Origin of the sequence: Flavobacterium proteolyticum (genome assembly GCF_015223105.1) — a bacterium.
Taxonomy (GTDB): domain Bacteria; phylum Bacteroidota; class Bacteroidia; order Flavobacteriales; family Flavobacteriaceae; genus Flavobacterium; species Flavobacterium proteolyticum.
In genome coordinates this window covers 250725-276995 of record NZ_JADFTZ010000002.1, presented here as the reverse complement: position 1 = coordinate 276995, position 26271 = coordinate 250725, and the positions used below count along the sequence as shown (strand labels likewise).

Below are 26271 nucleotides of genomic sequence, written 5' to 3'. Positions count from 1 at the left end.
TAAAGTTTCTTTAATGGAATAATAAAAATACTACATTTTGTAAAATAAACGAATGATAATACTTTGTATTAATATTATATTGATAAAAAAGCGATAGTTGTTTCCTTATTTCTCTTAAATTCGTTACTTTGCGTTAGAATAATAATAAAATGAGCGCCTCCCAAAAAATACATTTTGAAATTTCCGAACGCAAAATCTTATTGCGTGTTATGGATGTCGTGTTTACGGTGCTAACGTTGGCGCTAATTGGGCATTATACTCAATTCGATTATTTCAGAGTTTCTCAAACTAGTTTTTACTGGACAATCGTTTTAGCTCTTTATTTGGTGTTCTTCGGTACAATTTTCGAAATGTACAATTTGCAAATTGCTAGTAACCGTTTTCAAATTTCTAAAAGTATTATCTTAACTACTTCTGTTACGGTATTGTTTTACTTGTTAACTCCTTTCTATACTCCCGTGTTGCCCTCTAATCGTTTGCAAATTATATTGTTTTTCTTTTCCATTTTAATTTCATTGTTGGTCTGGCGCTATGCCTATATTGTATTTTTGGCTTCTAACCGATTTATGAAAAAGGTGCTTTTTGTTGGAAGTAGTAAGGAAGTTGATACATTAGTAGCTGAATTAGCAAAATTTAATCCACATTATAAGGTAGTAGGATATATCGCAGTAGATAATGAACCCAATAAAACAAGTTTAGGGCGTATTTTAGCAGAAGATATAGATGCGTTTGTACAGCAAAATTATATTTCTGAAATTGTAGTAGCAAATGCAAAAAACAAATTAACTTCAGTAGATTTATATAACAAGTTACTTCGATTGCTCGAAAAGGGAATTGTAATTAGAAAGTACAATCAAGTTTACGAATATAGTACGTATCGATTACCCATTCATTTTGAAGATAGAGAATTGTATAAGTTTTTTCCGTTTAGTAGAAGCAATCAAAACAAATTATATGTGTATTACAGTCGTTTTTTTGATATCGTTTTTTCGCTAGTTGGATTAATTGGTTTTTTTATATTGGCGCCTTTTTTATGGATTATCAATCTTTTTGTTAATAGAGGAAGTTTCTTTTATACCCAAGAGCGTGTAGGTAAAAACGGAGTTCCATTTACGATTTACAAAATGAGAACTATGGTACAAAATGCCGAACAAAACGGAGCTGTTTTTGCTACAACAAATGATAGCCGAATTACTCCTTTTGGAAAATTTCTTAGAAAAACAAGATTAGACGAATTACCTCAATTTATCAATGTGTTAAAAGGCGATATGGCGATCATTGGTCCACGTCCAGAGCGACCTGTGTTTGTTGAGCAAATTGCTAATGCTATTCCTTTGTATCAAACACGCCACGTTATTAAACCTGGACTTACAGGTTGGGCACAAGTAAATTATCCTTATGGTTCTAACTTAGAAGATAGTTTAATGAAACTTCGCTACGATTTGTATTATATCAAACATCGAAGTTTATTTTTAGATATCAATATTGTAGTAAAAACGATGAGCACTGTTTTGTTCTTTAGAGGACAGTAATTAGTTTTCAGTAGTCAGTTTTATTAGCGCGCTAAATTTGATTTCTTAATTTGTAAAACAATTTTTCCTATCCAATAAAAGTGTAAGGCAATAAAAGGCCAAACGATTTCCAGATGAATTTTTGTAGTCATATACGCTAGATAAACCAATAACATCGCTAGAATAATTTGTCCAAATAGCACAATTCTTTCTTTAATTCCTTTTTTAAGATACCAAGCAAAAATTAATAAAAGCGGATTGAATAGTAAAATATTATAATTCCATAAGATTTCTTCGTGCAATGAGTATAATCCTACCAAAGAGAAGAAAAGTCCTAATAATCCAGCAAAGACAAAGTAGCTAATTTTTATCCATTTTTTGTTTAAAAGAACTAAAATCAAAAGCGCTGTAAGTAAAGAATAAATTGAGTTTAACCAATTAAATGGAGTTTCGGCTTTGGTTACTTGCAAAATTTTTGAATTACTCTTTTCAATTTTATTTCCATTTATTTTTGCAGTTGAAATAGCGTCTTTGAATTCGTAAGGTAAAAATAATCGAGTTGCTGGTTCATCTACTTTTGTTCCGAAAATCAATTGAATTCCTAATTTCATATAAAAATCCGACATGTAGGGATACAGAATTTCTCTATAGGATTGATTGGAAGTATCTGATTTGACAGCTTCTTTTCCTAAAATCTCATTGATTTTATCTACCACCATCGTTGTGCAATTTCTGTCGATGAATTTATAGGTATAAAATCGGTCCTCACTATAAACCGATTGATTTAATTGTTGAAACAGGGTGTTAATTTGAGATGGTTTAAGGTCTAATTCTTGTTCAATAATTTCACGATTTTCCGCTTGATAATTGTAATAAAAATCGATAAAACTACCGTTGGTAACAAAATATTGTAAATCGCCTTTTATAAATCTACCAATAAAATTAGGTGTGCTAAAATCAAATGCACCATAATTGTAAACTACATCAATTCCATAAATACTGTCTTGAATACGAATTCCTGTATGTCCATACATAGCATATGATTCTGGACCTAAACCACAAGTTAAAATACTAACTTTTGCTTTTTCAGAAAGAGTAATATTTTGGGCAAACCCACAAAAAGAAATTAAAATAAGTAAAGCGAAAAATAATTTTTTTGTCATTTTATATAAAGTCTTTCTTCTGGTTTCTGAAATTATCTAAACAATTCCCAATCTACTTTTATCGAAAAAATATTAGAATATAAAGCCGCACTTTGGTCACCTAAGTCAGTTAAAGCATAATCCACTTGAATGCCTTTGTATTTGAATCCCAATCCAATATTCGGTTGAAAACTTAATTTTTTTGAATCATCAATTTGAGTTATTTGCTGAAAATTTCCAACACCAGCTCTCAAATAAACCAAATCGATATAGCCAAATTCCAAACCAAGTGCAGGATCAATACTTACAGTGTTGGTTGAAATAATATCATTAGTTCTTGCAAATTGCATGTTTAAATTGGTCGCTGCTAACAAACTATAATCATAGCGAATAATCCATTTTTTTGACATTCCCAATTGCGCTTTCGGTAATGTGATTTCACTAGTTTCTGGTAATTCTTGGTTTTCACCAGGGATCGCATCAGCAATTTCTTGAAACTTCTCTTCATCAATTGTCCAAGTATTGTAAGTAGTGGTGATATCGCGAATCATTAAACCAAATTTCCAATCTTCGTCATCACTTATGTACTGAATTCCTAAATCCAACCCAAAACCCCAAGAATTGGCAAAATCTCCAATTACTCTTCGTATTACTTTCGCATTTACTCCATAATTTAAACCTTCAATAGGTAAACTTCTAGCATAAGAAACGGTTAAACCATAATCGGCAGTAGAAAAAAGTGAAATTCTGTTGTAGTCGATATTTCCTTCGCTATCAATTAATTGGGTTGTGTTTAAAATGTCATCAACTCCAAAACGAATTAAGGAAATTCCAATCGCACTTCTGTCGTCGATTGGCATCGCAAAACCAGCGTAATCATATTGGGCAATATTCGCAAAATAATTGGCATGCATTAATGAAAACTGTTTGTCTTCTAATTTTAATAATCCCGCAGGATTCCAATAGCCAGAATTTACATCGCCAGTATGAGCCACAACAGCATTAGACATCCCTAAAGCAGCAGCGTCAACTCCAATATTCATAAACTCATTTGAATATTTCCTAACGGTTTGCCCATAGGTTGCCCCACAAAAACAAATTAAAAGTAATAAAATGGTCTTTTTCAATGCCAATTTTTTTACAAAGATGAAATAAATTTCTCAAATAGTAAACTCTAAAAGTATTAACTTATTGTATTACATTTGCTGTAAATTAGGGAAGGCTTGTTTTTAGGTCTTTTTTAGTTGTAATTTTGCAATTCATTTTAGTTGCAATAACAGCATTAAATTAAGTAAAGAGTTTATAAAGTCACGTTATATGAATATCAAAAAGCACATTCCCAATCTAATCACTTTGCTAAATTTAGCATCTGGATTGTTAGCCATTATCGCTATTTTTAAAGGCTATTATGATGAAGCGTTTATTTTTGTTTGTTTGGGTATTTTCTTTGATTTTTGGGACGGATTTTTAGCTAGAAAATTCAATGTTGCCGGACCTTTAGGTGTGCAATTAGATTCTTTAGCAGATATGGTGACTTGTGGCGTAGTGCCAGGATTAATGATGTTTGTATTGTTTCAAAATATTCAAGAAGATTCTACTTCGGTTTATTATTTAACGGAAGAGTATTTTTATATGGGATTTGTGCCTTATTTAGGCTTTTTAATTACGTTGGCTTCTTGCTATCGTTTGGCAAATTTTAATATCGATACACGCCAAACGGATTCTTTCATTGGATTGCCAACACCTGCAAACGCTTTGGTAATTATGAGTATTCCGATGATTCAATACGCAAATGATTTTGAAGGATTGACTACAGTTTTGTATAATCCTTATGTGTTGTTATTTATCACGATTTTGAGTTCGTATATCTTAAACGCTGAAATTCCGTTGTTTTCATTGAAAATTAAAGAATTTACTTGGGCGAAATATAAAATGCAAATCTTGTTTTTAATTGGTTCTTTATTGTCCTTTTTTATTTTAGGATTTGTTGCAATTCCTTTGATTATCATAAGTTATGTACTGGTTTCGGTAATCAGTAATAAAATGGTAGCTAAGGCGTAATGGCGTCCAAAAGTTACAGACGAAAACCTGCCACAAAACGAAAATCCAACGCTACAAGTAAATGGATTTTCTATCTGATTTCTTTTGTGTTATTTCTATTTGTTGCGATTGGAATTTATAAATTTCGCGATGGTTTCCTGTATTATTTAGGTTTTAAAACCGATAAAAATGTTGAAAATTTATCGAAAGAAGAACGAAAGTTAGCCGATATCCGCATTTACGAAGTGTTGCACAAACATGATGACAAAGCAATTGGTTTTGATGTTTCGGAATACCAAAGTGAAATCGATTGGGAACAAACCTATCATATTGATGAATCGTTTGAATTGTCTTTTGTTTTTATTCGTGCTACTGCTGGAAAAAATAAGGTAGATTCAAGATTCAAAGAGAATTGGAAAGCTTCAAAAGAGCGAGAACTCATTCGAGGCGCTTATCATTATTATCGTCCCAACGAAAATTCGATTGAACAAGCCGAAAATTTTATCAAAACTGTAAAATTGCAAAAAGGTGATTTACCTCCTGTTTTGGATATTGAAAAATTATCAAAATCCCAATCAATAGACAGTTTAAAAGTAGGATTACGTCGTTGGTTAAAAAAGGTAGAAAAGCATTACAAAGTCAAGCCAATTATTTATTCTGGTGAAAGTTATTATACCGATTTTTTAAAAGAAGAATTTTCAGAATATCCGCTTTGGATTGCCAATTACAATTTTTGGAGAAACGATTTAGAATCCGATTGGCAATTTTGGCAATTCACAGAAAAAGCTCAAATTGAAGGTGTTGAAGGCATGGTGGATGTTAATATTTTTAATGGAAATAAGAATAAGTTGTTGTTGAAGTGTATTCGATGATTAAAATTGCAAAATAAAAAATCCCTCAAATTGTTGAGGGATTTTTTTATTCTTCTTTATTCAAATTCAGTTCTCCTTTACCGTGAATGATAGTGGTTTTAGGTGCTTCAAAATCAATTTTAGTTCTTCTTAATTCGAAATTTTGTCCTAAGTATACACGTCTAACCACTTCATCTGATGCTAATTCCTCTGGTTTTCCAGCTTTCAGAATTCCTCCTTCAAACATTAAATAGGTTTTGTCGGTAATTGCTAAGGTTTCTTGAACGTTATGGTCGGTAATTAAAATCCCGATGTTTTTATTTTTTAATTGGGCAACAATTCTTTGAATGTCTTCTACGGCAACAGGGTCAACTCCTGCAAACGGTTCGTCCAAAAGAATGAATTTTGGATCGGTTGCTAAAGCGCGCGCAATCTCCGTACGACGGCGTTCTCCACCAGAAAGTAAATCTCCACGATTGGTTCGAATGTGTTCCAAGGCAAACTCAGCAATTAATTCTTCCATTTTAGCTTCTTGCTCAGCTTTTGTAAGCGTGGTTAATTGCAAAACACTCAAAATGTTATCTTCGATACTTAGTTTTCTAAAAACAGAAGCTTCTTGTGCCAAATAACCAATTCCGTTTTGTGCGCGTTTGTACATTGGGAAGTTGGTAATATCCATATCATCAAGATAGATATTTCCGCTATTTGGTTTTACTAAACCTACAATCATGTAGAACGAAGTGGTTTTTCCGGCACCATTTGGACCTAATAAACCCACGATTTCTCCTTGGTTTACTTCAACGGAAATCCCTTTTACTACACTTCTTTTTTTATAGGTTTTAACTAAATTTTCTGCTCTTAATTTCATTCTGAGGTTTAAATGTTTAGAAGTTTGATTGTTTAATCGATTTACAAATAAACGAATAAACAATTTAACAATTTATCTTTTAACAATTATTTAGTTTGCTCCTCTAAAGCTTCCCAAAATTCGTAAGCTCTTCTTAAGTGAGGAATTACAATAGTTCCACCTACTAAAGTGGCAATTCCCATGCTTTCCATCATTTCTTCTTTCGTAACGCCGTTTTTGTAAGCCGTTTCTAAATGATATTTGATGCAATCATCACAACGTAAAACTGCTGAAGCTACTAAGCCTAACAATTCTTTTGTTTTAACATCTAAAGCGCCTTCCATGTAAGCATTGGTGTCTACATTGAAAATTCTTTTGATGACTTTGTTATTGTCTGCTAATAATTTTTCGTTCATTTTTGAACGATAATCGTTGAATTCTTTTACTAAATCTGCCATTTTTTTATGCTTTTAATTTTTCTCTTTCTTGACTTTTTACCACTAAAACACTAATTAAAATACTAACTTCGTATAATATCATAATCGGAATTGTAACGATAATTTGACTCAAAACATCAGGAGGTGTAATTACTGCCGCTACAATTAATACGACAACTAAAGTGTATTTTCTGTATTTTCTTAAAAATTCGGGAGTGACTAATCCAATCTTGGTTAAGAAGAAAATGATGATAGGTAATTCAAATAACAATCCACTTGCAATAGCGGATGTTTTCATCAAACTCATGTAGGAATCAATATCAATCGAATTACTAATTTCTGGACTCACAATGTAACTGGCGAAGAATTGAACGGATAATGGTGCAATTAAATAATAGCCAAACAAAACTCCAATAAAAAATAATATAGAAGAAATAATGATAAACGATGCCGCGTATTTCTTCTCTTTTTCATACAAAGCCGGACTAATAAATTTCCAAATTTCCCAAAGAATAAAAGGGAAGGCGAAAATAAACCCTACCGTAATGGAGGTCCACATGTGCATTGAAAACTGTCCGCCCATTTCTCTGTTTTGAATAGGAAGGTTGATTTCGGTGATGCACATTGTATCGCCCATATCAAATTGTTTTCCTAAATCGCAAAAGAATTGGTACGTGACAAAATCGGGACTTTTAGGGCCAAAAATAATTTCATTGAAAATAAAATCACTGAAAAAGAAAGCGACAATTCCGCAAATTAGTATGGCTGCCGAACTTCTTACTAATAACCAACGTAATTCTTCGAGATGGTCTAAAAACGACATCTCTTTTATATTTTTATCTGCCATTATACGATTCCTTCTTTTAAAATATCGTGTAAGTGAAGTATTCCTTTGTATTCATTATTGTCAATTACAACCAATTGTGTAATCGAATTGTTTTCTAAGATATTTAACGCTTCCGAAACTAAAATGCTGGAATTAATGTTTTTTGGATTTTTTGTCATGATGTCTTGCGCTGTTAAATCGGCAAAAGTATCACGATTGTTCAGCATTCTACGAATATCTCCATCTGTTACAATGCCAATTACTTGATTGTTTTCAATAACTGCTGTTACACCCAAACGTTTTTCGGAAATCTCCATAATTACTTTTTTGATAGAAGCATCTGGAGTAACCATTGGTTTGTGCGACGTATCTAACATATCTTTTACGCGCAACAATAATTTTTTCCCTAAAGCGCCACCAGGATGATATACAGCAAAATCTTCGCTTTTAAAGTTGCGCATTTCCATTAAGCAAACAGCTAAAGCATCGCCTAATACTAATTGAGCTGTAGTACTGTTGGTTGGTGCTAAGTTGTTTGGGCACGCTTCGCTTTCTACATACGCATGTAAAATATAGTGTGATTCTTTTCCTAGAAACGAATTTTTATCAGCCGTCATCCCAATTAAGGTATTGCCAAAACGTTTTAATAACGGCGCCAATACTTTAATTTCTGGGCTATTTCCGCTTTTTGAAATACAAATGATGATGTCTTCTGGTTGTACCATTCCTAAATCACCATGAACCGCTTCTGCGGCGTGTAGAAACATAGAAGGAGTTCCAGTTGAATTCAGAGTAGCTACAATCTTTTGAGCGATTAAAGCGCTTTTGCCAATTCCAGTTATAACTAGTCTTCCTTTGGTGTTGAAGATTTCGGTAACACTTTTTGCAAAGTCTTCGTCAAGATAATTCACTAGATCTGCGATGCTTTTACTTTCCGAAAGTAAAGTTCGTTTTGCGGTAGCTAAAATCGTATCAGTTGTGCTCAAAATAGAAATATTAAAAAATTTGTGTGTATAAAAGAAAATCGTATCTTTATGTTTGCAAATTTAGGTAAAATCATATTAATAGAGAATGAATCCACACGAAATTGATTTACATAAAGAATTAAAGAAATATTTTGGTTTTAACCAATTCAAAGGACTTCAAGAACAAGTAGTTAAAAGTATCATCACAGGTAATAATACTTTTGTGATTATGCCTACTGGTGGTGGAAAGTCGCTTTGTTATCAGTTGCCAGCATTGGTGTTAGACGGAACTGCGATTGTAGTTTCTCCGCTTATTGCGCTGATGAAAAACCAAGTTGATGCCATTCGAAGCTTAAGTTCAGAGCAAGGAATTGCTCATGTTTTGAATTCTTCATTAAATAAAACTGAAATTGCCAAAGTAAAAAAAGACATTACTTCGGGCATCACTAAATTGTTATACGTAGCCCCTGAATCGTTAACAAAAGAAGAGTATATCGAGTTTTTAAATAGTGTGAAATTGTCTTTCGTAGCTATCGATGAGGCACATTGTATCTCGGAATGGGGACACGATTTTCGTCCAGAATACCGTAATTTACGAAACATCGTTCGTCTTTTAGGCGATGTACCCATGATTGGTTTAACTGCAACCGCTACTCCAAAAGTGCAAGAAGATATCTTGAAAAACTTGGATATGCCGGATGCGAATACTTTCAAAGCTTCGTTTAATCGTCCTAATTTATACTACGAAGTACGTACTAAAACTAAAAATGTGGAATCGGATATTATTCGATTCATCAAACAACATAAAGGAAAATCAGGTGTTATTTACTGTTTGAGTCGTAAAAAAGTGGAAGAAATTGCTCAGGTTTTACAAGTCAATGGTATTAGTGCCGTGCCTTATCATGCTGGTTTAGATGCTAAAACGCGTGCCAAACATCAAGACATGTTCTTAATGGAAGATGTGGAAGTGGTAGTAGCAACCATCGCTTTTGGTATGGGAATCGATAAACCCGATGTTCGTTTTGTAATTCACCATGATATTCCAAAATCATTAGAAAGTTATTATCAAGAAACAGGTCGTGCCGGTCGTGATGGTGGCGAAGGACATTGTTTGGCGTATTATTCATATAAGGATATTGAAAAATTAGAAAAATTCCTTTCAGGAAAACCTGTTGCCGAACAAGAAATTGGATTTGCGTTGTTACAAGAAGTGGTAGCTTATGCTGAAACTTCGATGTCGCGTCGTAAATTCCTATTGCATTATTTCGGTGAAGAATTTGATGATGTCAACGGAGAAGGTGCCGATATGGATGATAATGTTCGTAATCCAAAGAAAAAAGTCGAAGCGCAAGACCAAGTGGTTACCTTGTTAAAAGTAGTTCGCGATACCAAGCAATTGTTCAAGTCTAAAGAAGTGGTTTTAGCACTTGTAGGTAAAGTAAATGCAATTATTAAAGCACAAAAAATAGATGCACAACCTTATTTTGGTAGTGGTTCTGGTTTTGATGAAAAATATTGGATGGCATTAATTCGCCAAGTTTTAGTGGATGGCTTGTTGACAAAAGACATTGAGACCTATGGTGTGCTAAAGATGTCAGAAAAAGGAGAAGCTTTCATTAAAAAGCCAGTTTCTTTTATGATGTCAGAAGACCATGAATATAATGAAGAAGAAGATGAGGCAATAGTAACTGCAGCTAAATCTTCAGGAACGGCAGATGAAGCTTTAATGACAATGTTGCGCGATTTGCGTAAAAAAGAAGCTAAAAAATTAGGAGTTCCACCGTTTGTGATTTTTCAAGATCCTTCTTTGGAAGATATGGCGTTGAAATATCCAATTTCTATTGATGAACTAAGTAATGTTCATGGGGTAGGAGAAGGAAAAGCTAAAAAATATGGAAAACCATTTGTTGATTTAATCAATAGATATGTAGAAGATAACGACATTATTCGTCCAGATGATTTAGTAGTGAAATCTACTGGAGCAAATTCTGGATTGAAGTTGTATATCATTCAAAATGTGGATCGAAAATTAGGCTTAGACGATATTGCGAAAGCCAAAGGCTTGGATATGGATGGTTTGTTGAAAGAAATGGAACAAATCGTGTATTCAGGAACCAAATTGAATATCCGCTATTGGATTGATGAAATTTTAGACGAAGACCAGCAAGAGGAAATTCACGATTATTTTATGGATTCAGAATCCGATAATATCAAAGACGCTTTAAAAGAATTCGATGGCGATTACGATATCGAAGAACTTCGTTTAATGCGAATTAAGTTTATTAGCGAAGTAGCGAATTAATTCTTAATTTTTGAAATTAGGAACACAGATTGAAATAATTTGAGAAATTCTAAAAATATAAAATCCAAACTCTTTAATTGAGTTTGGATTTTCTTTTTACATCGAATACTCCTTAAACATATAAATCCAAATAATTCGCGATAGTTTGATGTTGACTAAAGTTAAACTTAAAATGACAACTCCAATAATTGGAATAATTCGTAAATCGAAGGTTTCTTCAAAAAATGGCATGCAGATAAAGTAGGTAATTAAAGCTTCAGCAACGCCAAGTCCGTAACTAACAAACATTCCTCCAAAGAAAAAACCGGGTTCTTTTTCAAATTTTGTTCCGCAATTGGAGCAATTTTCATGCATTTTTGGAAAACTAAAGCTAAAATGCAATAATCCTTTTTCAAAAATCTTTCCTTTGTTGCAATTGGGACATTTGTTCCCGAATATGTTTATAATGGTTTTTAACATTGCTTTATATTTTTAGCAAATTTAAGCGATTATAATTTAAAAGAGGTTTTGTATTTTCGCATATTATAGCACAAAAAAGACATTTTTGATATGAAGAAAAACGAAGTTTACGAAATTAAGAAGTTTAAACGCAATTTCTTTCATCACAATTTATATGTCAATACCTTTCAAAATCATTTAAAAGAACATCGTTTTATCGAATCGTTGCACCGACATGATTTTTATGTTTTGGTTCTATTTACTCAAGGAACGGGTTTGCATAAAATAGATTTTGATGAATTTGCAATTGCAAAAGGAAGTTTTTTTCTAATGCAACCCGGTCAAATTCATCTCTGGGAACTTTCTTCAGATATTGAGGGTTACATTGTTTTCTTTTCCAAAGAGATTTATAATTTGCATTTTCGAGATAAGAAAATCGAAGAATATTTGTTTTTTCAATCGTCTAAAAATAATCCCGAATTGCAATTGAAGGGTAATGAAATGAGGCAAATTCAGCCTTATTTTGATTTAATGGTAATTGAAAGTGAACAAGACGAATTGCATAAAAAAGACAAAATGCTCAACTTGTTAGATTGCATTCTGATTGAAATTTTAAGAATTTATAATGTCGATTCTAATCATTTAACTTCTACCTACAATCATAAGTTAAAAGAATTTGAATTGTTGTTAGAGCAATATTATAGAACCGAAAAGTCGCCTTCGTTTTATGCAGATAAAATGGCAATTACCTTAAAACATCTCAATAGAATTTCAAAAAATATATTGAATATTACCATAACGGAATTAATTACCAGAAGAGTAATTTTAGAAAGCAAGCGTATTATGGTAGACCAAAACAAAACAATTGCTCAAATTGCAGATGAATTAGGCTATTCTAATTATTCTTATTTTTCAAAATTGTTTAAGAAAAGTGTAGGCGTAACTCCAACAGAATTTATAAATCAACTTAAAAATTAATTCTGATAAATTTCGCCTCTGTGAGGTTTTAAAATATCTCTAAAAGTAATCATATCTTTTTCATCTACCACAATGAAAGCAATCGCATGCATTTCATTGATAACTTCAAAGCCTGTTTTTTCTAATGTGATTTTCTCTTTTTTTAAGTATTCATTTAGATGAATATCATGATGTTCCGCTGTTTTGGCTGCGGCTTCACCTCTAAAATCCCAAATTAGTTTTATTTTTCTTGACATTTTTTTGATAAATAGCTTCACGGTTTTATCCGTGAAGCTTATTTTGTATTTAAGTTAGTTTTTAATGATTTTCATTGTTCCAGTTCCTTTTTCTGAATCAATTTTAAGAAGGTATACTCCTGATGACAAATCTGATGTATCTAAGGTTGTAGAGTTTGATGCTGATTTAGAAATTATTATTCTTCCATTCAAGTCTAAAACTTGTAAAGAAATATCTGAAAATTCTGCAAAATCTATGAATAATAATGAATTTGTAGGATTAGGATAAATGTTAAAATTATTTTTTATGAAATCACTAGAAGATAAATTGTTTACGATAGCGGTTGCGTATTGTAATTGTCTTGGATTGTTTGGGGGACCATAATTTGGATTGCCTCCTGTAGCTGCAGGGTCAGTAAAATGATCAAAAGTAATCATTGCATTTTTACTATTATTAAATTCAGCAGAAATAAATTGTCCTGTTCTTAAATTACCTGTAAATACACTTCCCGTTTGCCAAGTGCTATATCCATTGAATAAACAAGCATAATTTACTTGTCCATTATTTGTAGTGTTTGGGGAAGCATTATATGCTAAAAACAAATCATTTGAACTGTTTCTTGTAAATGCGTTATAGCTATCTGTAGCTGAAATTATTCCAGAAGTTAAACTTGAATTTATTTGACTTCCTACCCATGAACCTGTTTTGTTGGTTGTGTAGATAAGTTTAAAAGTAGTGTTGTTTTCTCTGTAAATTATATGTTGTTTGTTGTTGGTGTCAGATAAAATATTAACTCTATCAGCAGCGGGTGATCCTGTTGCTCCAGTAACTATAAAAGTAGGTGCAGTCCAACTTCCTGAAATATTATTAATATACAATAAGCTTCCGTCTGTTCCGCTTCCATTTGTTTCAGCTACGAACCCTATGTGAGATTTGTTATTGCTATCTATACAAGCGGCCATCATGTTAATGTCGTTAGCACCGGTTCCATTTCCTCCCGTTTGTGAATATGCGGTTTCGGTTGTCCAAGTACTTCCGTTATAAAATTTATGTATAACAGAATAAACTCTAGTAGAAATGCCACCAGAACCAATATTTTTTATAACATAATACACATGGGGATAATTCGTATTATCTAATTTCAATTGTAAATTAGTGAAACTATAGTTTGTTTGATTGTTTGAATGGTCTACGGTTGTGTAAGTCCAACTTGCTCCATTGCTACTATATGCGTATTTTAATTCACTACCATTACTTGTGTAAACATTCATTAATATGTGAAAACCTCCAGATGAGTCAACTTCTAATGCAATGCCATCATTAAACATAGTAGTACCAGATGTAATTATTACACCTGGAATATTTGCAGCGTCTAAATTAGAAACAGAAACCCAGCTAGAACTTCCAGATTCCCACCTTACTAAACGATAAACTGGATTTATATTGTTTGATACATGCGTTACAGTTCCATCATTAAAAAAGCAATAAAATTTACCATCAGCTCCAATTGATGTTGTGCTAAAGATATTTGAAGATCCATTTCCTTGCTCAATCATTCCAGAAGTAAAGGTTTGAGAATTAGAAGTCAAGCAAATGAAAATAAAAATTGAGAGTAGTTTTTTTTTCATAATTTTAAGTTTGAGAGTTAGACGTAATGAATTAATTTTTAGTTGTTTACAAATGTAAGAATTTTTTGAATTCCGTTTAAAATAATTCGATGAATTTGATAAATAAATTATTTAATTGTGTGGAAAAAATTAAATTTGCACTCTTAAATTTATGATATGCCACGCGAATTTCAATTTCAAGTTTCACCTGAAGTAGCCGCAAACGAAAGTTTGTTAGCCCAACATGTAGCCAAGTTATTTCAGGTTAGCCCAAAAGAAATTCAGAAAGTGGTGGTTGTAAAACGTTCGATTGATGCACGTCAGAAAGCGATAAAAATCAACATTAAAGCCAATGTATTCTTGGTTGGAGAAGAATATGTAGCGCAAAAAATTGAATTACCTGATTATCCAAATGTTGCCAACCAACAAGAAGTAATTGTAGTAGGAGCAGGTCCAGCTGGATTATTTGCTGCTTTGCAATTAATCGAATTAGGCTTAAAACCAATCGTTTTAGAACGTGGAAAAGATGTACGTGGTCGTCGTCGCGATTTAAAAGCGATTAATCGTGATGGTATCGTAAATGAAGATTCCAATTATTGTTTTGGAGAAGGTGGAGCCGGAACGTATTCCGACGGAAAATTGTACACTCGCTCAAAAAAGCGCGGTGATGTAGATAGAATTTTGGAACTTTTGGTAGGTTTTGGAGCTACACCTGAAATTATGGTAGAGGCACATCCGCACATTGGAACTAACAAATTACCACAAATTATTCAGGATATTCGTGAGAAAATCATTGCCTGTGGCGGACAAGTATTGTTTGAAACTCGTGTGACTGATTTTGTTATCAAAAACAACGAAATGCAAGGTGTTGTCCTTCAAAATGGAGATGTGATTTCGGCTAACAAAGTCATTTTAGCTACGGGACATTCCGCTCGTGATATTTTTGAATTACTACATAAAAAAGGCGTTCACATTGAAGCGAAACCCTTTGCTTTAGGCGTTCGTGCAGAACATCCACAAGAATTAATAGATCAAATTCAATATTCCTGCGATTTTAGAGGTGATTATTTGCCGCCAGCACCGTATTCGATTGTAAAACAAGTGAATGGTCGTGGGATGTATTCGTTTTGTATGTGTCCCGGTGGTGTTATTGCACCTTGTGCTACGTCTCCAGGTGAAGTCGTTACCAATGGTTGGTCACCTTCAAAGCGTGATCAAGCGACAGCGAATTCTGGAATTGTAGTAGAGTTAAAGTTGGAAGATTTCAAACCTTTTGTAAAATTCGGGCCTTTAGCAGGAATGGAATTTCAAAAAGCTATCGAGCAAAAAGCATGGCATTTAGCGGGTTCAACCCAAAAAGTTCCTGCACAACGAATGGTTGATTTTACACAAAATAAAGTTTCGGCAGCCATTCCAAAAACGTCTTATGTTCCTGGTACTACTTCGGTTGAATTAGGGCAAGTTTTCCCTGGATTTTTAACTCAAATCATGCGTGAAGGTTTTGTGCAATTTGGAAAATCAATGCGAGGTTACATGACAAATGAAGCCATTTTACACGCGCCAGAAAGTAGAACTTCTTCACCAGTGCGCATTCCAAGAGATAACTTTTCATTAGAACACGTTCAAATCAAAGGCTTGTATCCATGTGGCGAAGGAGCAGGTTATGCTGGTGGAATCATTTCCGCAGCAATCGATGGTGAAAAATGTGCCTTGAAAATTGCAGAGAGTTTAGGGAAATAAAAATACGAATTACACGAATTTTTACTAATTGTGTTCTTATGATAAACAAAAAAAAATCACAGTGCAAGCTGTGATTTTTTTTTGGGATAAAAAGGGGATTATATTTTTTTAACGTTTACAGCATTCATGCCTTTAGCGCCTTTTTCTAAATCGTAAGTTACTAAGTTACCTTCTTTAACTTTGTCTATTAAACCACTGATATGAACAAAATATTTCTCTCCAGTTTCTACTTCTTTGATGAAACCAAAACCTTTAGATTCGTTAAAGAAATCTACGGTTCCTCTTCGTTCTGTAGGTGCTTCATCTGATTCAGTTTTTCTTGAAACACCAATTTCGATACTTTCTAAATCAATTTCAATTCTTTTAGAAGGGTCTGGAGGTGTGCTTGTTAAGTGCCCGTTTTCGTCTACATATACATATAAATCCTCTCCTGATAATTTAGGATTGGCTTTACGAGCTTCTTTTTTTTCTTGTTTTTCTTTCTTTTTTTGTGCTCTTAGTTTTTCTTGTTCTCTTTTGTTGAAGGTTTCTTGCGGTCTTGCCATTAAATTCAATAATTTTAATTAGTATTTTTTAAAAGTAAACGGATAAAAACACACAAGCGAAATAAACAAGAAATTTATAAAGTACTTTTATTCAAAGTATTGCGAGAAGAAATTCATATCATTACTAATGATGCAAAGATAGTGAAAAAAGTGTTCTGTTCTTAAAAAGCTACAATTTAATCAATAGTTCGATTTTCAAATAAGCTGTATTCAACACACGTTAAACTTATCACAAACTCAAAAACTAGCTTTCATTCCTATCTTTTTTCGTATTTTTGACAAGCATTATACTACTATGATAGAAGAACAAGTAATTTTAGTTAACGAACAAGATGAGCCAATTGGGCTTATGAATAAGATGGAAGCGCATGAAAAAGCCGTTTTACACAGAGCTTTCTCGGTATTCATTTTAAATGATAAAAACGAAGTGATGTTGCAACAACGCGCCCATCACAAATACCATTCACCTCTTTTGTGGACGAATACTTGTTGCAGTCATCAACGCGCTGGTGAAACCAATATTGAAGCCGGAAAACGTCGCTTGTTTGAAGAAATGGGTTTTAAAGCTGAATTGAAAGAGTTGTTTCATTTCATTTATAAAGCACCTTTTGATAACGGTTTAACCGAACACGAATTAGATCATGTAATGATTGGATACTATAATGAAGCTCCGATAATTAATCCAGATGAAGTAGAAAGTTGGAAGTGGATGACTATTGAAGCTATTAAAGAAGACATGGTTGTTAATCCAGATGCTTATACCGTTTGGTTTAAGATTATATTTGACGAGTTTTATCATTATCTAGAAGATCATAAATTGTAAATTTCATTTAGGGAACGCAGATTGAAGAAATTGGATGAATTTTTAAAATCGTATTCCTTAAAATTTTAATATAAAACGACATTCTGAATTCAAATTTCTAAATTCTAAATTACCATGAGAGTAACTGTTTCAAGAAAAGCCCATTTTAATGCTGCACATCGTTTGTATCGCAAGGATTGGTCTATGGAAAAAAATCAGGAAGTGTTTGGAAAATGTAACAATCCGAACTTTCATGGGCACAATTACGAATTGATTGTTTCGGTAACAGGTGAAGTGGATAAGGAAACGGGTTATGTGATTGATACTAAAGTCTTATCCGATTTAATCAAAGAACATATCGAAGAAGCTTTTGATCATAAAAATTTAAACGAAGATGTTCCAGAGTTCAAAGATTTGAATCCAACTGCGGAACATATTGCTTACATTATTTGGCATAAACTTCGTGTTTTGATTGATGCTAATAAAGAGTTGGAAATTACATTATACGAAACTCCGAGAAACTTTGTAACTTATAAAGGTTTGTAATATGGCAATTCAAATTGGAGATAAATTACCAAGTTTTAAAGCAACTAAGCAGGATGGAACTGCTTTTGATAGTCAGGAAGTGAATCAGAAACCCGTTGTAATTTACTTCTATCCAAAAGATTTTACACCAGGTTGTACTACGCAAGCTTGCAGTTTTAGAGATGCCTATCAAGATTTTCAAGATTTAGGTGCTGAAGTAATTGGCGTTAGTGGAGATTCAGCTAGTTCGCATCAGAATTTCCAACAGAAATACAAATTGCCTTTTATTTTACTTTCGGATGCAGATAGAAAACTGCGACGTTTGTTTGGAGTTCCAACGGCGCTTTTAGGTTTATTGCCTGGTCGCGTAACGTATGTTTTTGATGCTAAAGGCTATTGTATTTATATTTTTGATAGTATGAGTGCGAAAAATCATATTGAAAGAGCTTTAAAAGCCATTCAGAAGGCAAAATAATAAATCCAATAACTCTAAATTTTAGGATTTTAATACTTTTTTCGCATCTTTGTACTTCACTATTTGACTATGAAGTTTTATCCTTTAACCTTTACACCTATACTTAAAGACCGCATTTGGGGCGGAACCAAGTTGAAAACTTATCTCAATAAACCCATAGTTTCTGAAACTACAGGCGAGAGTTGGGAAATTTCAACCGTTCCTGGCGACATTAGTGTGGTTAGTAATGGCGTTTTAAAAGGAAAAAACATCAATGAAATTATCGATTTGTATCCGGAAGAGATTTTAGGAAAATCGGTAATTGCTCGTTTTGGAAAACAATTTCCTTTACTTTTTAAATTCATTGACGCGAAGGAAGATCTGTCGATTCAATTGCATCCGAATGATGCTTTAGCTAAAGAACGTCACAATTCTTTCGGGAAAACGGAAATGTGGTATGTAATGCAAGCGGACGAATCGGCACGTTTGGTTGTTGGGTTTAAAAAGGATTCCAATCAACAAGAATATTTAGCGCATTTAGAAAATAAAAATCTAATTGATTTACTTAACGAATATCCTGTTTCAAAAGGCGATGTGTTCTTTTTAGAAACCGGAACCATACATGCCATTGGAGCAGGAGTAGTGGTAGCGGAAATTCAGCAAACGAGTGATGTTACGTACCGTATTTACGATTGGGATCGAGTGGATGCTAATGGAAATGGAAGAGAATTGCATACGGAATTAGCTTTAGATGCTATCAATTACCAAACAACACCTTCTAAAATTGACTATGAAGAAGAAGCTAATAAAAGCGCAGCCATAGTAGATTGCCCGTACTTTGTTACGAATATCATTGCTTTGCAGGAGACTTTTATTTGGAAACGTACCAAACAAGCTTTTACGGTTTTTATGTGTACTAACGGTCAATTTGAAATGATTGTAAATGGAGAAATCTTGCGTTACCGAATGGGCGACACGATTTTGATTCCGGCATGTATTGAAAACTTAACGGTTAAAGGAAAGGCTACTTTGTTAGAAATTTCGATATAATGTATTGAGAACAAAATATATTATGTAATTTTGCTTCAAATTTTAAATTTATACAAAATGGCAAGCGTTAAAAACTTGAAAAAAGAAATCAACTACGTTTTAGGGGATATTGTAAACATCGTTTACATTTGGGAAATGTCTACAGCTGGAAAACCAACTGAAGCATCTGATAAATTAGTTGATGAAATCTACGAAACTTTTGATACTTTAATGACTAGAGCGAATCAAAAAGACGTTGAGAACAAAAAAGCGCATTTTAAACAAATTCGTAAAGATTACGAAGCGGCTGCAAATCAATTTGTTGCGAAAATAAACGAATTAAACTAAAAAATTGCGATAAAAAAGTGCAGATTTTTTTTGGAAATTTAAATTTCAGAACTATATTTGCACCGCAATAGAGTTGCCGGTGTAGCTCAGCTGGCTAGAGCAGCTGATTTGTAATCAGCAGGTCGTGGGTTCGAGTCCCTCCATCGGCTCTAAAGTAGAAACCATCACAGCAATGTGGTGGTTTTTTTTGTTTTATGTCGTTCTAAGTTTTTCAGAATTTTTAAATGCTAGCGCAAGCGTCACGCTTGTGCACACAAAGTATAAAATAGCTTTCTGAATGTTTGAAAATATGTAGTCACGAGCAAGATGCTCGCGCTAGCGGTGGTTTTTTTGTTTTTGAATGTTTCTTTTTTTGTCACAGTTTTTAAATACCAGTATATTTGTATTGGTGGTCTATCTATAAAAACAAAAAAAATGGCTGTTAGTTTTGAAAATATTTTTAACCATACAATTCCAATTGATGATTTTCGTTTGAAATGGCGTTTCTCGGATGAAAAATACGATAAATTACCTAATGATCATCTTGATCAATTGAGACCTTTGAATAATGATGCTTCAAAGTTTTTGTGGGATTTTATTAACCAAAATAATTTACACTGTGAAATTCCATTTAAAAAAGATATTTTTAGAATAATTGATAAAGCAAAAATTTCTGGCGATAATGAAAAAGAGATTAAAAAATGGCTCTACCATCGTGGACTTCCATTTGATAAACAAGTTTTTTTATCATGGCAACAAACAGATGCAATGATTGTTCCTTGGAAAATTTTTATAAAATATTTTGATAGTTTCTATTATGGAGGTTCAGATGATTTAACAATTATAGACCAAAGTTTGAATTGGGCTTTATTGTTTTATCATGAAGATGAAATATATTTTGGAACAAATGAAAAATACCAACCTTGTAAAACCTTTGAAAAGTTTGATTTTATATGGTGAAAATTAGCCTAACATAAACGTTATATGTTAAAAGTTAAAAAAAAGCGGTCAAAAATTGACCGCTTTTTTTATTTTTGAACTTCAATTTCTTTTCTCTTCTTAACATATTCATTTAACATTTTTCCATATTTCGATTTCGCTACTTCTGGTGTCATGCTTTTTTGAATGGTGTCTAAATAAGGCGTGTTAATGTCAGCAATTTCAGAAAGTGCTAAGTAAGGCGCAATTTCTTTGTTTGCATTTGAAACAGCAAAATGGGCTGTGTAACGGTATTTTCGTTTTAAAAGTTTTTGATACGCTTGTTCAATGCTGTCTGCTGTTGCTTGATTAGGCTTAACTTCGTTTCTAAGACGTTTTGTTATTAGTTTTAGATTCTCTTCATTAAAACGCTTGTTAATACTATCAAACTTTACCCATAAATCATGATTTTTTGATCCTGTAATTTTAGCATCAGAGAAAAAATGTTGTAAGGTAGTTTCAATATGAATATTTCCTGGTTCAGCAAAGAAATATAAATTGTCATCAACTGATTTGGTTTGTCCTCGGTCTAAATTCAAATATAACATTTCTGGACTATCTAAGTTAATATGACTTTCAAACTTAGAATCGCCATTAATAATTATACTATCAATAGTTACAAAAGTAGAATCTTGTATTCTTTGTAAATATAATTTTCCTTGGCTCAATCCTTTTATGTTACCTGTAATATGCACATTTGCATCGGATTCTTTATTATTACAAGCTACTAATGTGATTACGGCAATTATGGCTAAAACTATCTTTTTACTCATGGTCTTATTTGTTGTATTTTGGATTTCGTGAATCTTCGATTTCATCGTGAATTTTTAATTTGTGTTCGCAAAGTAAATAAAAAAATCCTCAAAATACTAAGTACTTTGAGGATTTTCAAGTGCAATATCAATTGCGAAATTCAAAATCAATTTCAAATTCAAGTTCAAGAATCAAGATATGTGCCCCTTCAAACTTAAATTTAGCCTCTTAACCAAGCTTCGCGAACTGCTTTTTTAGTAGCATCTGTTGATTGGTAGCCGTCTTGTTTTTCTTTTGGCATTACTACTTTTCCTTTTACGATTTGCTCTTTGCCGTCTCTTTTAATTTTAACGGTAATAGCGTCTCCATCTTTCCAGTTCATACTCGCCATGATTAAATCGTAGATATTGTCTAAGTTGTAACTTTTATCGTTGAAAGCTAAAAGGGTATCGTTGTTTTTCAAACCTAAAGTGGTCATGAACACGTTCAATTCGATTTCAGGTAAAATCATAATCTCTTTTGTACTTGGATTTACTGTGATATAAGGTTCTCTTTGTCCTTTTAAGAATGGATTTCCTGCTACTTCAATAGATGCTTCTGTTACACCCATTTTTGCGAAATATTGCTCATATGGAATCGGAGTTTCACCTGCTACGTGTTTGTTTAAAAACTCACCAACCGCTGGGTATGTTAACGAAGTGATTTTAGCGAATAACTCATCGTCTTTAAATGCTTTTTTAGTTCCGTATTCTTTGGCTAATTCTTGCATAAGATTTAAAATGCCTTTTTGCCCGTTGCTATTTTCTCTAATTAAAATATCAACACACATGGCAATTAAAGCTCCTTTTTGATATACATTTAAGTATTGATCTTTGTAAGGTGCATTCAATACGTTTTTACTCATTTTAGTAAAACTCATGTTGTCATTCATTTGACGTGATTGTGCAATTTTACCTGCCATTCTTTCAAAGAATTCTTTTTCGTCAATTAAGCCTTGATTTACTTGGAATAAGTTGGCAAAGTATTCGGTAACTCCTTCATACATCCATAAATGTTCTGACATTTGAGGATTGTTGAAGTCGAAATATTGGATTTCGTTTGAATGAATTGTTAATGGTGTTACAATATGGAAGAATTCGTGCGAAACTACATCTTTTAATTGCTCTTGTAACATTTCTAATCCCATCATCTCTGGCATTACCACTGTTGTTGATGTTGGATGTTCTAAAGCTCCAAACCCTTTTGCATCTTTAGCTTTCATATCAGACAAATACAATAAAATAGCATATTTTTTTGTAGAGTTGATTGGGCCTAAGAAACGTTTTTGTGCTTTCATCATCGTTTCCATGTTTGGTGTAATTTGTTTTGCAGTATATTTTCCTGTTGGAGAATATACGCTGATGATAATTTCCATATCATCCACCATGAATGAAGTGTAATCAGGTTTTGAATACATGATAGGCATTTCTACCAAACTTGCATATTTTGGCATATAAAATACATCCGAAGTTGCACTTGTGTCTGAATCTGTCATGGCAGATACTCCCATTAAAGTTTCAGGATGAGTTACGGTTAATTTGTATGGTGTTTCTTCTTTTCCTTTGAAGTAACCAATGAATCCGTGTGTGTTCAACATGAAGTTAACGCCGGCGTTGATGTTAGTTCCAGCTGGAGAAAATACATCTTCGCTTTCTCCAAAACCAGCACCACCTTCAGTATCATAGGTGTCGTTAACTAGATAAGTGATTTTAGCCAATTTAGTTGCATCCGAAATAGAGTAAGAGTTTTCATCTATTTTCGCAATTTTAAGCGCATTTCCTTTAGCATCAAAAGCTTTTACGTTTTCAATAAAACGCCCATAATCGTCTTCTGAATAAGTTCCTGGAACTGTTTTAGGGAAATGAAAAGTTACAGTTTCACTTGTAAATGTTGGAGGTGTAACGGTTACCATTACTTTGTCGTCTTTTACATTGATTAAATCGATAGTCACCGCAACATCATTTTGTTTTGTAGTCGTTTGAGTTGGACTACAGCTCCATAAAAATCCCATTATAGATAGGGATAGTATTATTTTTTTCATTTTATCTTAATTGAATTATCAATAAGTAGATTAAATGGGATTATTGTTACAATTCGTGTTTAGAAATTTTATAGGATTGTTTTAGTCTTTCAAATTAGTGCCAATAAAAAAGCTCTAAATTAGTTAAGAGCTTTAATTTTAGTCGAATTTATTTTTGAAATAATATTTGCTGTCTAAGTCTTCGTCTTCCAATTCGTTATATTTTATTGGTTTCGGTTTTGGCTTACTCGCAGTCACTTTCTTTTTCCAAAGTTCAAAATTATCTTTGGACAATCTTTTTCGCATTAATTCGGTAACTTCGTTTTCTGTTACTCCGAATTCCTCTTTTAAAACTTCAAAAGGTTTTTTTTCCTCTTGCGCCATAGCAACAACTCTATCTAGTGTTTCGTTGTCGAATTCTGAAATTTTCTTCTTTTTCATGAAGTAAATACTATTTCTGTCTAGTTTATTGGTTAATAATTCAATATTAGTAAAAAAATAAATTCAAAAATTAGGCCAAATACTTTTTCTGAAATTTTTAAAAATTTTCTAAAGATGGTTGTCGTTTTTGAGGAATATTTACAGAATTGTTCTAAACGTTAAATTTATTCTTGAATTTTTAGGTTGTGTGGCTTTCGGAATTTGGTGTTTGTAGTGAATTTGGCTTCCTTCTTTCATCAATAATAAACTTCCGTGGTTTAAATTCAAGGTCATTTTTGCTTCCGGGTTGGTAATGTGTTTCAATTGAAACTTACGTTCTTCGCCAAAACTTACTGAGGCAATTATTGGATTTCGGCCTAATTCTTTTTCGTTATCGGCGTGCCAACCATTGCTATCTTTTTCATTTCGGTATAAATTAGCCAAAACGGTGGTGAAGTTGTGATTAGCCACTTGTTCTACTTTGTCTTTAATAAACATTAAAGTGGAATTCCAAGCATGAGGTTGCATCGTTAAACCCGAATAAGAATAAGGTTTACCTTCGTTTCCAAACAAACACGTTAATCGGGGTTGGGCAATTTTCTTACCAAAAATGGTGATGTCATCTTGTTGCCAAGGTGTTTCGTTTAGTAATTTATCCCAAAGTAAATCCGCTTCTTCTTTGTTGAAGAAATTCGGATAAAATTCAAAAACCGCATCGGGTAGTGGAAGTATTATTTTTTCTTTTGGGAATAAATCGAGCATAAAAAAAGCGATGAATTACATCGCTAATTTATTTATTTTTTCTTGAATTGTATGTTCATAATTACGATTGCGGTAATAATTAACAGAATTCCAATCCATTGAATGAATAATACTTGTTCGTTTAAAAGAAAAAATGCCATCATTACCGAAACGGGTAATTCTAAAGAAGAAACAATACTTCCCAATCCAATTCCCGTATGAGGAAATCCTGCGTTTAATAACATAGGTGGAATTATTGTACCGAATAAGGCTAATACAATTCCCCATTTCGCAAAAATTTCAAAGTTGAAAGGAGTAACTTGCGTGTATAGGCTGAAACCAAATACGATAACTGCACCACCTAATAACATATACAGACTTCTTTGTGCAGAAGAAATTCCTAATGCTACTTTGTTGGCTGTGAACATTGTTGTTGTAAAAGAAGCAGCAGCTAATAATCCCCAGAATAATCCGTTGGCCCAATCGATTGTTGGGTCATTAAAATCGATTTTGAAAATATTAATAGCCAAAGCTGTTCCAATTAATACAATGATTACCGAAATTATTTTTTGAAAAGAAGGTGCTTTTTTATCCAAAAACCATTCTAATAAAACACCCATCCAAACGGTTTGCATTAACAATACAATTCCAATAGAAACAGGAATGTATTTTACAGCTAAATAATAAAAAACACTTGTCATTCCTAATGAAGTTCCGGCCAACATTAGTTGAAAAATATTTTTTGGAGAAGCTTTTGCTGCTGTATTTTTATTTTTAGTGCGTTGGAATAAGTTGATGATTAAAATCCCAATAATTCCATAAATGAATTGTGATGAAGTTACTTCGGCTGTTGTAAAATCTTCTTTGTAAGCTAGTTTAACGAAAGTAGCTAACATACCATAACTCGTTGCGCCTAATGCAACCAAGAAAACACCTTTGATAATATTGTTGTTTGACATATCCTAAATTTTTAAGGGGGCGCAAAGATAGGGTAAAAAGAAAAAAGAGAATAGATAAATGAAGAAAGATTTTTTGAGGGTTTAATTTTAGTACGAATTTAACATCATTGTTTTAAATAAAAATTCGAAAGTGGAGTTATATTATTTTAATCCCATTTCTATGAAGCATTTTTTACTATTAATTGCCGTTTGTTTTTTATGTTGTAATAATTCGGAAGTAGAACCTTTAGCTGTAAAAGATTACAGTTCTATTCATGCAGAAGCAGCTTCCTTTTGTAAAGAAAATAATTATAATGAATCGTATTATTTTTTAGTTGATTTGAGTGTGCATTCTGGAAAGAATCGTTTTTTTATTTATGATTTTGCAAGTAAGAAAGTGTTGGATAAAAATTTGGTTACACATGGCAGTTGCGATCAATTTGAAGAGAATCCAGACAAATGGGAAAAGGTAAAATTTGATAATAGAGTAGACAGTCATTGCTCGATGAAGGGGAAATACAAAATAGGAAGTCGCGATTATAGTTCGTGGGGAATCAACGTTAAATATTGGTTACACGGATTAGAATCAACCAATAAAAATGCGGTAAAAAGGGTAGTGGTTTTGCATTCTTGGAGCGCGGTTAAAAACAAAGAAATTTATCCGCGACACAGTCCTTTAAGTTGGGGTTGTCCAGCAGTTTCGGATGCTTTTATGGAAAAGTTAGATGAACGTTTACAACAATCAGTAAAACCAGTTTTGTTGTGGGTTATTGAATAATAAAAATCTCGTTTAATCTAAA

28 protein-coding genes and 1 tRNA gene are annotated in these 26271 nt (G+C 32.8%); 14 read left to right on the top strand and 15 right to left on the bottom strand.

The window, feature by feature from the left end; genetic code table 11:
- The first annotated feature begins 149 nt into the window (after positions 1 to 149).
- Complete coding sequence (locus tag IM755_RS06685; protein ID WP_194094993.1) at positions 150 to 1532, top strand: sugar transferase; 1383 nt, start codon at positions 150 to 152, stop codon at positions 1530 to 1532.
- Positions 1533 to 1555: 23 nt separating this feature from the next.
- On the opposite strand, the gene IM755_RS06680 is transcribed toward IM755_RS06685, so the two are convergent.
- Both IM755_RS06680 and IM755_RS06675 read right to left on the bottom strand, forming a co-directional pair.
- A complete protein-coding gene (locus tag IM755_RS06680) occupies positions 1556 to 2674 on the bottom strand; it encodes a lipoprotein N-acyltransferase Lnb domain-containing protein (RefSeq protein ID WP_194094990.1) in 1119 nt (372 codons plus the stop codon).
- A gap of 32 nt (positions 2675 to 2706) precedes the next feature.
- On the bottom strand, positions 2707 to 3780 hold the full coding sequence (locus tag IM755_RS06675; RefSeq protein ID WP_449532724.1) for a putative type IX sorting system protein PorV2: 1074 nt from the start codon (positions 3778 to 3780) through the stop codon (positions 2707 to 2709).
- Positions 3781 to 3970: 190 nt separating this feature from the next.
- On the opposite strand from IM755_RS06675, the gene IM755_RS06670 reads away from it, so the two are divergent.
- Entirely contained in the window at positions 3971 to 4714 is a 744-nt protein-coding gene (locus tag IM755_RS06670) for a CDP-alcohol phosphatidyltransferase family protein (RefSeq protein ID WP_194094988.1), read from the top strand.
- Positions 4714 to 5565, top strand: a complete 852-nt coding sequence (locus IM755_RS06665; protein WP_194094986.1) for a glycoside hydrolase family 25 protein — start codon at positions 4714 to 4716, stop codon at positions 5563 to 5565. The genes IM755_RS06670 and IM755_RS06665 overlap by 1 nt, the downstream gene beginning before the upstream one ends.
- Before the next feature lie 46 nt (positions 5566 to 5611).
- Here the strand turns inward: IM755_RS06665 and lptB are convergent, their stop codons facing one another.
- The 4 genes from lptB to IM755_RS06645 all read right to left on the bottom strand — a co-directional run bounded on the left by lptB (position 5612) and on the right by IM755_RS06645 (position 8640).
- Positions 5612 to 6412 carry an LPS export ABC transporter ATP-binding protein gene (lptB, locus tag IM755_RS06660; RefSeq protein ID WP_194094984.1) on the bottom strand — a complete coding sequence of 267 codons (801 nt, stop codon included), beginning with the start codon at positions 6410 to 6412 and terminating at the stop codon, positions 5612 to 5614.
- A gap of 86 nt (positions 6413 to 6498) precedes the next feature.
- Entirely contained in the window at positions 6499 to 6849 is a 351-nt protein-coding gene (locus IM755_RS06655; RefSeq protein ID WP_026724505.1) for a carboxymuconolactone decarboxylase family protein, read from the bottom strand.
- 4 nt (positions 6850 to 6853) lie between these two features.
- Positions 6854 to 7675, bottom strand: a complete 822-nt coding sequence (gene tatC / locus IM755_RS06650) for a twin-arginine translocase subunit TatC (RefSeq protein ID WP_228063911.1) — start codon at positions 7673 to 7675, stop codon at positions 6854 to 6856.
- Positions 7675 to 8640 (bottom strand): KpsF/GutQ family sugar-phosphate isomerase, encoded by a 966-nt coding sequence (locus IM755_RS06645; RefSeq protein ID WP_194094982.1) that lies wholly within the window; start codon positions 8638 to 8640, stop codon positions 7675 to 7677. The genes tatC and IM755_RS06645 overlap by 1 nt, the downstream gene beginning before the upstream one ends.
- Before the next feature lie 85 nt (positions 8641 to 8725).
- On the opposite strand from IM755_RS06645, the gene recQ reads away from it, so the two are divergent.
- A complete protein-coding gene (recQ, locus tag IM755_RS06640; protein WP_194094980.1) occupies positions 8726 to 10921 on the top strand; it encodes a DNA helicase RecQ in 2196 nt (731 codons plus the stop codon).
- 96 nt (positions 10922 to 11017) lie between these two features.
- On the opposite strand, the gene IM755_RS06635 is transcribed toward recQ, so the two are convergent.
- Positions 11018 to 11380 carry a DUF983 domain-containing protein gene (locus IM755_RS06635; RefSeq protein ID WP_194094978.1) on the bottom strand — a complete coding sequence of 121 codons (363 nt, stop codon included), beginning with the start codon at positions 11378 to 11380 and terminating at the stop codon, positions 11018 to 11020.
- Positions 11381 to 11470: 90 nt separating this feature from the next.
- Between IM755_RS06635 and IM755_RS06630 the strand changes: the two genes are divergently transcribed.
- Complete coding sequence (locus IM755_RS06630) at positions 11471 to 12337, top strand: helix-turn-helix domain-containing protein (protein ID WP_194094976.1); 867 nt, start codon at positions 11471 to 11473, stop codon at positions 12335 to 12337.
- Here IM755_RS06630 and IM755_RS06625 read toward each other — a convergent pair.
- Both IM755_RS06625 and IM755_RS06620 read right to left on the bottom strand, forming a co-directional pair.
- Positions 12334 to 12573 (bottom strand): hypothetical protein, encoded by a 240-nt coding sequence (locus IM755_RS06625; protein WP_194094974.1) that lies wholly within the window; start codon positions 12571 to 12573, stop codon positions 12334 to 12336. The genes IM755_RS06630 and IM755_RS06625 overlap by 4 nt on opposite strands.
- A 54-nt stretch (positions 12574 to 12627) precedes the next feature.
- Positions 12628 to 14181 (bottom strand): T9SS type A sorting domain-containing protein, encoded by a 1554-nt coding sequence (locus IM755_RS06620; RefSeq protein ID WP_194094972.1) that lies wholly within the window; start codon positions 14179 to 14181, stop codon positions 12628 to 12630.
- 156 nt (positions 14182 to 14337) lie between these two features.
- Here IM755_RS06620 and IM755_RS06615 point away from each other — a divergent pair, with 156 nt between their 5' ends.
- Complete coding sequence (locus tag IM755_RS06615; RefSeq protein ID WP_194094970.1) at positions 14338 to 15900, top strand: NAD(P)/FAD-dependent oxidoreductase; 1563 nt, start codon at positions 14338 to 14340, stop codon at positions 15898 to 15900.
- 98 nt (positions 15901 to 15998) lie between these two features.
- Here IM755_RS06615 and IM755_RS12800 read toward each other — a convergent pair whose 3' ends face one another.
- On the bottom strand, positions 15999 to 16445 hold the full coding sequence (locus IM755_RS12800) for a cold-shock protein (protein ID WP_228063910.1): 447 nt from the start codon (positions 16443 to 16445) through the stop codon (positions 15999 to 16001).
- A gap of 295 nt (positions 16446 to 16740) precedes the next feature.
- On the opposite strand from IM755_RS12800, the gene idi reads away from it, so the two are divergent.
- The 7 genes from idi to IM755_RS06575 all read left to right on the top strand — a co-directional run bounded on the left by idi (position 16741) and on the right by IM755_RS06575 (position 20542).
- Positions 16741 to 17268 (top strand): isopentenyl-diphosphate Delta-isomerase, encoded by a 528-nt coding sequence (idi, locus tag IM755_RS06605; RefSeq protein ID WP_194094968.1) that lies wholly within the window; start codon positions 16741 to 16743, stop codon positions 17266 to 17268.
- A 114-nt stretch (positions 17269 to 17382) separates the two neighbouring features.
- Positions 17383 to 17793: a 6-pyruvoyl trahydropterin synthase family protein gene (locus IM755_RS06600; protein ID WP_194094965.1), complete on the top strand. Its 411-nt coding sequence runs from the start codon at positions 17383 to 17385 to the stop codon at positions 17791 to 17793.
- A 1-nt stretch (position 17794) separates the two neighbouring features.
- Positions 17795 to 18247 carry a peroxiredoxin gene (locus IM755_RS06595; protein ID WP_194094963.1) on the top strand — a complete coding sequence of 151 codons (453 nt, stop codon included), beginning with the start codon at positions 17795 to 17797 and terminating at the stop codon, positions 18245 to 18247.
- A gap of 69 nt (positions 18248 to 18316) precedes the next feature.
- The gene (locus IM755_RS06590; RefSeq protein ID WP_194094961.1) at positions 18317 to 19276 is read left to right on the top strand and encodes a type I phosphomannose isomerase catalytic subunit; all 960 of its coding nucleotides are present in this window, start codon (positions 18317 to 18319) and stop codon (positions 19274 to 19276) included.
- Positions 19277 to 19333: 57 nt separating this feature from the next.
- A complete protein-coding gene (locus IM755_RS06585) occupies positions 19334 to 19603 on the top strand; it encodes a hypothetical protein (protein ID WP_026724519.1) in 270 nt (89 codons plus the stop codon).
- 75 nt (positions 19604 to 19678) lie between these two features.
- A tRNA-Thr gene (locus IM755_RS06580) sits at positions 19679 to 19752 on the top strand.
- Positions 19753 to 20017: 265 nt separating this feature from the next.
- Complete coding sequence (locus IM755_RS06575) at positions 20018 to 20542, top strand: hypothetical protein (protein ID WP_194094959.1); 525 nt, start codon at positions 20018 to 20020, stop codon at positions 20540 to 20542.
- Between the two features lie 68 nt (positions 20543 to 20610).
- Here IM755_RS06575 and IM755_RS06570 read toward each other — a convergent pair whose 3' ends face one another.
- The 5 genes from IM755_RS06570 to IM755_RS06550 all read right to left on the bottom strand — a co-directional run bounded on the left by IM755_RS06570 (position 20611) and on the right by IM755_RS06550 (position 25492).
- A complete protein-coding gene (locus IM755_RS06570) occupies positions 20611 to 21333 on the bottom strand; it encodes a DUF4369 domain-containing protein (protein WP_194094957.1) in 723 nt (240 codons plus the stop codon).
- A gap of 200 nt (positions 21334 to 21533) precedes the next feature.
- Positions 21534 to 23393, bottom strand: a complete 1860-nt coding sequence (locus IM755_RS06565; RefSeq protein WP_194094954.1) for a M61 family metallopeptidase — start codon at positions 23391 to 23393, stop codon at positions 21534 to 21536.
- Between the two features lie 138 nt (positions 23394 to 23531).
- Entirely contained in the window at positions 23532 to 23813 is a 282-nt protein-coding gene (locus IM755_RS06560) for a TIGR03643 family protein (protein WP_194094952.1), read from the bottom strand.
- Positions 23814 to 23951: 138 nt separating this feature from the next.
- Positions 23952 to 24554 (bottom strand): alpha-ketoglutarate-dependent dioxygenase AlkB family protein, encoded by a 603-nt coding sequence (locus IM755_RS06555; RefSeq protein ID WP_194094949.1) that lies wholly within the window; start codon positions 24552 to 24554, stop codon positions 23952 to 23954.
- Between the two features lie 32 nt (positions 24555 to 24586).
- Positions 24587 to 25492: an EamA family transporter gene (locus IM755_RS06550; RefSeq protein ID WP_194094946.1), complete on the bottom strand. Its 906-nt coding sequence runs from the start codon at positions 25490 to 25492 to the stop codon at positions 24587 to 24589.
- A 160-nt stretch (positions 25493 to 25652) separates the two neighbouring features.
- On the opposite strand from IM755_RS06550, the gene IM755_RS06545 reads away from it, so the two are divergent.
- Complete coding sequence (locus IM755_RS06545) at positions 25653 to 26249, top strand: murein L,D-transpeptidase catalytic domain-containing protein (RefSeq protein WP_194094944.1); 597 nt, start codon at positions 25653 to 25655, stop codon at positions 26247 to 26249.
- The last annotated feature ends 22 nt before the right edge of the window (positions 26250 to 26271 follow it).

Excerpts from the sequence above, each read along its gene's own strand:
- IM755_RS06685 (WP_194094993.1), top strand. The coding sequence starts at position 150 with ATGAGCGCCTCCCAAAAAATACATTTTGAAATTTCCGAACGCAAAATC.
- IM755_RS06680 (WP_194094990.1), bottom strand. The coding sequence starts at position 2,674 with ATGACAAAAAAATTATTTTTCGCTTTACTTATTTTAATTTCTTTTTGT.
- IM755_RS06670 (WP_194094988.1), top strand. The coding sequence starts at position 3,971 with ATGAATATCAAAAAGCACATTCCCAATCTAATCACTTTGCTAAATTTA.
- IM755_RS06665 (WP_194094986.1), top strand. The coding sequence starts at position 4,714 with ATGGCGTCCAAAAGTTACAGACGAAAACCTGCCACAAAACGAAAATCC.
- lptB (WP_194094984.1), bottom strand. The coding sequence starts at position 6,412 with ATGAAATTAAGAGCAGAAAATTTAGTTAAAACCTATAAAAAAAGAAGT.
- IM755_RS06655 (WP_026724505.1), bottom strand. The coding sequence starts at position 6,849 with ATGGCAGATTTAGTAAAAGAATTCAACGATTATCGTTCAAAAATGAAC.
- tatC (WP_228063911.1), bottom strand. The coding sequence starts at position 7,675 with ATGGCAGATAAAAATATAAAAGAGATGTCGTTTTTAGACCATCTCGAA.
- recQ (WP_194094980.1), top strand. The coding sequence starts at position 8,726 with ATGAATCCACACGAAATTGATTTACATAAAGAATTAAAGAAATATTTT.
- IM755_RS06635 (WP_194094978.1), bottom strand. The coding sequence starts at position 11,380 with ATGTTAAAAACCATTATAAACATATTCGGGAACAAATGTCCCAATTGC.
- IM755_RS06630 (WP_194094976.1), top strand. The coding sequence starts at position 11,471 with ATGAAGAAAAACGAAGTTTACGAAATTAAGAAGTTTAAACGCAATTTC.
- IM755_RS06625 (WP_194094974.1), bottom strand. The coding sequence starts at position 12,573 with ATGTCAAGAAAAATAAAACTAATTTGGGATTTTAGAGGTGAAGCCGCA.
- IM755_RS06620 (WP_194094972.1), bottom strand. The coding sequence starts at position 14,181 with ATGAAAAAAAAACTACTCTCAATTTTTATTTTCATTTGCTTGACTTCT.
- IM755_RS06615 (WP_194094970.1), top strand. The coding sequence starts at position 14,338 with ATGCCACGCGAATTTCAATTTCAAGTTTCACCTGAAGTAGCCGCAAAC.
- IM755_RS12800 (WP_228063910.1), bottom strand. The coding sequence starts at position 16,445 with ATGGCAAGACCGCAAGAAACCTTCAACAAAAGAGAACAAGAAAAACTA.
- idi (WP_194094968.1), top strand. The coding sequence starts at position 16,741 with ATGATAGAAGAACAAGTAATTTTAGTTAACGAACAAGATGAGCCAATT.
- IM755_RS06600 (WP_194094965.1), top strand. The coding sequence starts at position 17,383 with ATGAGAGTAACTGTTTCAAGAAAAGCCCATTTTAATGCTGCACATCGT.
- IM755_RS06595 (WP_194094963.1), top strand. The coding sequence starts at position 17,795 with ATGGCAATTCAAATTGGAGATAAATTACCAAGTTTTAAAGCAACTAAG.
- IM755_RS06590 (WP_194094961.1), top strand. The coding sequence starts at position 18,317 with ATGAAGTTTTATCCTTTAACCTTTACACCTATACTTAAAGACCGCATT.
- IM755_RS06585 (WP_026724519.1), top strand. The coding sequence starts at position 19,334 with ATGGCAAGCGTTAAAAACTTGAAAAAAGAAATCAACTACGTTTTAGGG.
- IM755_RS06575 (WP_194094959.1), top strand. The coding sequence starts at position 20,018 with ATGGCTGTTAGTTTTGAAAATATTTTTAACCATACAATTCCAATTGAT.
- IM755_RS06570 (WP_194094957.1), bottom strand. The coding sequence starts at position 21,333 with ATGAGTAAAAAGATAGTTTTAGCCATAATTGCCGTAATCACATTAGTA.
- IM755_RS06565 (WP_194094954.1), bottom strand. The coding sequence starts at position 23,393 with ATGAAAAAAATAATACTATCCCTATCTATAATGGGATTTTTATGGAGC.
- IM755_RS06560 (WP_194094952.1), bottom strand. The coding sequence starts at position 23,813 with ATGAAAAAGAAGAAAATTTCAGAATTCGACAACGAAACACTAGATAGA.
- IM755_RS06555 (WP_194094949.1), bottom strand. The coding sequence starts at position 24,554 with ATGCTCGATTTATTCCCAAAAGAAAAAATAATACTTCCACTACCCGAT.
- IM755_RS06550 (WP_194094946.1), bottom strand. The coding sequence starts at position 25,492 with ATGTCAAACAACAATATTATCAAAGGTGTTTTCTTGGTTGCATTAGGC.
- IM755_RS06545 (WP_194094944.1), top strand. The coding sequence starts at position 25,653 with ATGAAGCATTTTTTACTATTAATTGCCGTTTGTTTTTTATGTTGTAAT.